This is a genomic window from Rhodopseudomonas sp. B29, assembly GCF_000333455.1.
Taxonomy (GTDB): domain Bacteria; phylum Pseudomonadota; class Alphaproteobacteria; order Rhizobiales; family Xanthobacteraceae; genus Rhodopseudomonas.
The window spans coordinates 1-6,225 of the sequence record NZ_BADD01000128.1 but is presented as its reverse complement, the minus strand read 5'-3'; the positions used below and the strand labels follow the sequence as shown (position 1 = coordinate 6,225).

Annotated in this window: 5 protein-coding genes and 2 pseudogenes; 6 read left to right on the top strand and 1 reads right to left on the bottom strand. The window is 65.7% G+C overall.

The genetic code is table 11. The features are described 5' to 3' along the window. A pseudogene (locus I5M_RS29190) lies at positions 1-585 on the bottom strand (enoyl-CoA hydratase-related protein); the annotation flags it as partial. 183 nt (positions 586-768) lie between these two features. Here I5M_RS29190 and I5M_RS04885 point away from each other — a divergent pair. The 6 genes and pseudogenes from I5M_RS04885 to I5M_RS04860 all read left to right on the top strand — a co-directional run. Then, positions 769-1,950, top strand: a complete 1,182-nt coding sequence (locus I5M_RS04885; RefSeq protein WP_022720384.1) for an ABC transporter substrate-binding protein — start codon at positions 769-771, stop codon at positions 1,948-1,950. Between the two features lie 89 nt (positions 1,951-2,039). After that, a pseudogene (locus I5M_RS29185) lies at positions 2,040-2,912 on the top strand (branched-chain amino acid ABC transporter permease). Positions 2,913-2,914: 2 nt separating this feature from the next. Beyond that, positions 2,915-3,856, top strand: coding sequence for a branched-chain amino acid ABC transporter permease (locus I5M_RS04875; RefSeq protein WP_022720383.1), 942 nt, complete (start codon positions 2,915-2,917; stop codon positions 3,854-3,856). Continuing rightward, entirely contained in the window at positions 3,853-4,635 is a 783-nt protein-coding gene (locus I5M_RS04870) for an ABC transporter ATP-binding protein (protein ID WP_022720382.1), read from the top strand. Before I5M_RS04875 ends, I5M_RS04870 begins: the two co-directional genes overlap by 4 nt. Further along, positions 4,628-5,329: an ABC transporter ATP-binding protein gene (locus I5M_RS04865; RefSeq protein ID WP_031335406.1), complete on the top strand. Its 702-nt coding sequence runs from the start codon at positions 4,628-4,630 to the stop codon at positions 5,327-5,329. Before I5M_RS04870 ends, I5M_RS04865 begins: the two co-directional genes overlap by 8 nt. A gap of 114 nt (positions 5,330-5,443) precedes the next feature. Next, positions 5,444-6,225: FtsW/RodA/SpoVE family cell cycle protein (locus I5M_RS04860; RefSeq protein ID WP_022720380.1), on the top strand; the 782-nt coding region annotated here is incomplete at its 3' end.

Sequence of the window (6,225 nt, the reverse complement as noted above, 5' to 3'; positions counted from 1 at the left end):
CGATGGGCCTCGTTCTCAGCTCGGCGTCGTCGACCGCTTTCCGATCATGCCCCAGGTTTCGGCCTGTTCGGCCGTCACGGGTTCGGCGAGCAGGGCGATCGCCCGGGCGCGCGCGGCGCCGATCAGGCGCGGCAGAAACCATGTGCCGCCGGCATCCGGCACAAGGCCGAGCTTGGCGAAGGACTGGATGAATTTGGACGAGCGTGCGGCGATCACGATATCGCCCGCAAACGCCACGTTCGCACCGGCACCCGCCGCGACGCCGTTCACCGCCGTGATCACCGGCATCGGCAGGCTGCGCAGCTTGCGGATCAGGGGATTGTAGTAGGTTTCGATGGTCACCGAGAGATCTGGCGTTTGGCCCGGCGTATGGACTCCGTCGGACAGATCCTGGCCGGCACAGAAGCCACGGCCGGCGCCGGTGAGAACGATGGCGCGGCAGGATGTATCGGCCTCGGCGGCGATGAGCGCGGCCATCAGCGCCTTGTGCATTGCGGCCGTGAACGAATTCAGCCGATCCGGCCTGTTCAGCGTCAGCACGCGGTAGCCGTCGTGCATCGTGGTCACGACGAGTTCGTGCTCCATCGCTTCCTCCCATCGATCAAAGTGCGGCTCTGCGCCGTTCTGACGCCTACGCTACTATTGACCAACCGGACGGTCAACTATTAGGGTTGTCCCATAGTCGGGGTGACAGCGCGGCCTGAGGCGGGCTTCACTCCAGACGCAGGCAAGCCCGAAAACGGGCGGCCTTCAGAGGGAGGAGACCGGATGTCGAAACAATCGCATTTCAAGACTCTGTTCGCGGCGGCGGCGATCGCGCTGCCCGCATCCATGATGTCGTTTGCCGGCACCGCGTCGGCGCAGCAGACGGTCAAGATCGGCTCGGTGCTGTCGGTGACCGGGCCCGCGTCGTTCCTCGGCGAGCCCGAAGACAAGACGCTGCGGATGTATGTGGACAAGATCAATGCCGCGGGCGGCGTCGCCGGCAAGAAGCTCGAGCTTGTTATTTACGACGACGGCGGCGATGCCAACAAAGCGCGCACCTTCGCGACGCGCCTTGTGGAAGACGACAAGGTCGTCGCCATGGTGGGCGGCTCCACCACCGGCACCACGATGGCGATGATCCCGGTGTTCGAAGAAGCGCAGGTGCCGTTCATCTCGTTGGCCGGCGCCATCGAGGTCGTCGACCCGGTGCGCAAATACGTGTTCAAGACGCCGCATACCGACAAGATGGCGTGTGAGAAGATCTTCGAGAATCTCAAGCAGCGCAAGTTCACCAAGATCGCGATGATCTCCGGCACCGACGGCTTCGGCGCGTCGATGCGCGCGCAATGCGTCAAGGTCGCGCCGACCTATGACGTGCAGATCGTGGCCGAAGAAACCTACGGCCCGCGCGACAGCGACATGACGGCGCAGCTCACCAAGATCAAGGCCGTGCCCGGCATTCAGGCGGTGGTGAATCCCGGCTTCGGCCAGGGTCCGGCGATCGTGACGCGCAACTACGCGCAACTCGGCATGTCCTCGACGCCGCTGTATCAGAGCCACGGCGTCGCCTCGAAGAGCTTCATCGAACTGGCGGGCCCGGCGGCTGAAGGCGTCCGGCTGCCGGCGGCGGCGCTGCTGGTCGGCGACAAGCTGCCCGACAACGATCCGCAGAAGAAGGTCGTCCTCGACTACAAGAAAACTTTCGAAGCGACCGCCAATCAGCCGGTCTCGACCTTCGGCGGTCACGCCTATGACGGTCTCAACATCCTGGTCGAGGCGATGCAGCGCGCCAATGGGGCCGACCCGAAGAAGGTTCGCGACGAGATCGAAAAGACCAAGGGCTTCGTCGGCACCGGCGGCATCGTCAACATGTCGCCGACCGATCACCTCGGCCTCGATCTCAGCGCCTTCCGCATGCTCGAAGTAAAGGGGGGCGACTGGGCGCTGCTGCCGCCCGGCACCTGAGACGTCCTTGCGATCCCTGCGCGCGCGCCCGCGCGCAGGGACGCTTTCTCCCCGCATTATTGCTCCGGCAAGGAAAGCCGTTCTCAGGCATGGCCGAGTTTTTCCAGTTTCTGGTCTCCGGGCTGACGGTCGGCGCGGTCTATGCGCTGGTCGCGCTCGGCTTCACGCTGATCTACAACGCGTCCGACGTGGTGAACTTCGCGCAGGGTGAGTTCGTCATGCTCGGCGGCATGGTGACGGTGTTCGCCCATGCGGCGGGCGTGCCGCTGCCGCTGGCGGCGATCCTTGCCATCGTGGTCGCGGTCATCGTCGGCATTAGCCTGTACTGGCTGGCGATCGCCCCGGCGCGCGGCGCTTCGGCGGTGTCGCTGATCATCATCACCATCGGCGCGTCGATCTTCCTGCGCGGTGTGGCGCAGGTCGTGTTCGACAAGCAGTTTCACAAGCTGCCGTCATTTTCCGGCGACACGCCGGTGCAGATGATGGGCGCCGCGGTGCAGCCGCAAAGCTTCTGGGTCATCGGCGGCGCCGCGACGGTCGTGCTGCTGCTCTATTTGTTTCTTGAGCGCACGCTGGTCGGCAAGGCCGTGCTGGCGACCTCGGCGAACAGGCTGGCGGCCAAGCTGGTCGGCATCAATACCGCGACCATCATGGCGCTGTCCTTCGGCGGCTCGGCCGCCATCGGCGGCATCGCCGGCGTGCTGGTCACGCCGATCACGCTCACGAGCTACGATGTCGGCACGCTGCTGGCGCTGAAGGGCTTTGCGGCCGCGATGCTCGGCGGCATGGGCAATCCGTTCGGCGCGCTGGCGGGCGGCCTGCTGCTCGGGCTGCTCGAAGCCTTCGGGGCCGGGCTATCTCAGCTCCACCTACAAGGACGCGTTCGCCTTCATCGTCATCCTCGCCGTGCTGTTCGTGGCGCCGCAGGGCCTGTTCGGCGCCGCGCCGTCGAGAGGGTGTGACGATGCCTCGTTGGGTTCGGCATCGCTACGCCAGTCTCGTCGTGCTCGCGGTGGTGATCGCGCTGCTGCCGCTGCTGTTTCCGTCGAGCTATTACTACCGGGTCGCGGCGCTGGTCTGGGTCTCGGCGCTGGCGGCGATCGGCCTCAATATCCTGATGGGCAAGGCCGGGCAGGTCAGCCTCGGCCATGCCGGCTTCTTCGGCATCGGCGCCTATGCGGTGGCGATCGGTCCGACGCATCTCGGCGTGCCGCCTTTGGCATCGTTGCTGATCGGCGCCGTGCTGTCGGCGGCGCTCGCGTATCTCGTCGGGCGCCCGATCCTGCGGCTGAAGGGCCATTATCTCGCCATCGCCACGCTCGGCCTCGGCGTGCTGGTGGCGCTGGTCATCACCACCGAGATCCGCTGGACCGGCGGGCCGGACGGCATGCCGGTGAAGAAGCTCGTCGTCTTCGGCTGGCGCGCCAGCGGCGCCGACACCTGGTACTGGATCACGGCCGGCATGCTGCTGATCGGCACATGGCTGGCGCTCAATCTCGACGATACGCCGACCGGCCGTGCCTTTCGCGCCCTGCATGACAGCGAGATCGCGGCGCGGGTCGCCGGCGTCCACGTCGATCGTTTCAAGCTGCAGGCCTTCGTCATCGCCGCCGTCTATGCGTCGCTGGCCGGCTCGGCGCTGGCGCTGATGAACGGCTTCGTCAATCCCGATCAGGCCGGCTTCCTGCATTCGGTCGAGATGGTGACAATGGTGGTGCTCGGCGGGCTGGGTTCGGTGATCGGCAGCATCGTCGGTGCGGCCGTGCTGATCATGCTGCCGCAGGCACTGACGGTCTTTCAAGAATACGAGCATCTGCTGCTTGGCTTCCTGATCATCGTGTCAATGATCTTCATGCGCGACGGCATCGTGCCGATGCTGGCGAAGCTGCCGGGGCGACGGGCATGAGCGTTCTGAGCGTCAGCGACATCGGCATCAGCTTCGGCGGCCTCAAGGCGATCGACGGCGTCGGTTTCTCGGTCGAAGCCGGAGAGATCTTCTCCATCATCGGTCCAAACGGCGCCGGCAAGACGACCTTGTTCAACGTCATCTCCGGCCTCTACACCGCGGGGCAGGGACGCATCGAACTTGGCGGCCAGGACGTCACCGGCCTTGCGCCGGATGAACTGGCCGCGCGCGGTCTGTCGCGCACGTTCCAGAACCTGCAGATCTTCCAGCGCATGACCGCGGTGGAGAACGTGATGGTCGGGCGGCATCTGCGGGAGAAGTGCAACCTGTTCGCCGACCTGTTCCGCCTGCCGTCGGTGTCGCGCCAGAACGCGACGACGCGCGATGCCGCGCTGGCGCTCCTCGACGAGGTCGGGCTGCGCGCCGATGCCGACAAGCTCGCGGGCTCGCTGTCGTATGGCGCCTGCAAGCGGCTCGAGATCGCGAGGGCGCTGGCGGCCGAACCGCGCGTGTTGTTGCTCGACGAACCGGCGGCCGGCTGCAACGCCGTGGAGACCGAGGAGATCGACGCGCTGATCAGCCGGGTCGCCAAGAAGGGCGTCGCGGTGGTGCTGGTCGAACACGACATGAAACTGGTGATGAAAATATCCGACCGTATCCTCGTGCTCGAACGCGGCTGTCCGCTGATCGAAGGCACGCCCCAACAGGTGCTCGCCGATCCGGCGGTGCTCGAGGCCTATCTGGGCAAACATGGTGCGCGGGAAGCGGCTCGTGCTTGAAATCTCCAACCTCCGCAGCGCCTATGGCCGCATCGAGGTGCTGCGAGGCATCTCGCTGCAGGTACGACCCAACGAGATCGTCGCGCTGGTCGGCTCCAACGGCGCCGGCAAGACGACGCTGCTGCGCGCACTCTCCGGCGTGCAGCCGGCGAAGGGCGAGATCAGCTTCCTCGGCGAGCGCATCGACAGACTGCCGCCGCATCGCCGAGTCGCGCGCGGCCTCGTGCAGTCGCCGGAGGGTCGGCAGATTTTCGGATCGCTGTCGGTCGAGGACAATCTCCGCCTCGGCGGCTATCTGCGCAAGGACAAGGCGATCAGCGAGGATCGCGATCGCATCTACGACATGTTTCCCGTCCTGAAAGAGCGGCGTCAGGCGCTGGCCGGCGGGCTGTCCGGCGGCCAGCAGCAGATGCTGGCCATCGGCCGCGCGCTGATGGGCAAGCCGAAGCTGCTCCTGCTCGACGAACCTTCGCTCGGCCTGTCGCCGCTTCTGGTCGATCAGATCATCGCCGCCATCGCCGATCTGCGTACCAAAGACATCGCGGTTCTGCTCGTCGAACAGAACGCCGTCGCCGCCCTCGGCATCGCCGACCGCGGCTACGTCATGGAGTCCGGCCTGATCGTCCACGACGGCAGCGCGGCGGCTCTGTTGGCGGACGACAGGGTGAAGTCGGCGTATTTGGGGATCGCCTAAGTCGGTATGGCCCGTTCGCGGGGAACCGCGCCGGCGATTCCCTCCGATTCCGTTAACCGGCTGGCAACCACGTGGGCGCACCAATGGGCCTGATTGTGAGCGCCAGGACAGCCGATGATTTCCCGTGAACAACGCACGCCGTTCTCAGAATGGTGGTGGACCGTCGACCGCGTGCTGCTGGCGGCGCTGATTGCGCTGATGCTGGCCGGCGTCATCCTGTCGCTTGCTGCGTCGCCGCCGGTGGCGACCCGGATTGGACTCGACCCGTTCCACTTCTTCAACCGCCACGTCGTATTCCTGCTGCCGTCCGTCATCGTGCTGGTCGGCGTGTCGTTCCTGTCGCCGAAGCAGATCCGGCGAAGCGCTCTGATCGTCTTCGCGCTCAGCATTGCGCTGATCGTCGCGACGCTGCTGGTCGGGCCCGAGGTGAAGGGCGCGCGGCGCTGGATCACACTGATCGGCATCAATATTCAGGCGTCGGAAGCCGCCAAACCGGCTTTCGTGGTGCTCGCCGCCTGGCTGTTTTCTGAGGCCGCGCGTCGTCCTGAAATGCCGGCGACATCGATGGCGATGGCTCTTCTGCTGACGCTGGTGTCGCTGCTGGTGATGGAACCCGACTTCGGTCAGACCATGCTGATCTCAATGGTGTGGGGCTCGCTGTTCTTCATCGCGGGCATGCGGGTGATCTGGGTCTTCGGACTCACCGGCCTCGGCTCGGCGGGATTGTTCGCCGCTTATCTTTTGGTCCCGCACGTCGCGCTCCGTATCAAGCGCTTCATGAATCCTGCCTCCGGCGACACGTTCCAAGTCGACATGGCCAGCGAAGCCTTCAGCAATGGCGAATGGTTTGGGCTCGGGCCGGGCGAGGGCATCGCCAAGCGCAGTCGCCGGACAGC

What these genes read in the sequence shown, in the direction of transcription:
- I5M_RS04885 (WP_022720384.1), top strand. Translation starts at nt 769, where the DNA reads ATGTCGAAACAATCGCATTTCAAGACTCTGTTCGCGGCGGCGGCGATC.
- I5M_RS04870 (WP_022720382.1), top strand. Translation starts at nt 3,853, where the DNA reads ATGAGCGTTCTGAGCGTCAGCGACATCGGCATCAGCTTCGGCGGCCTC.
- I5M_RS04875 (WP_022720383.1), top strand. Translation starts at nt 2,915, where the DNA reads ATGCCTCGTTGGGTTCGGCATCGCTACGCCAGTCTCGTCGTGCTCGCG.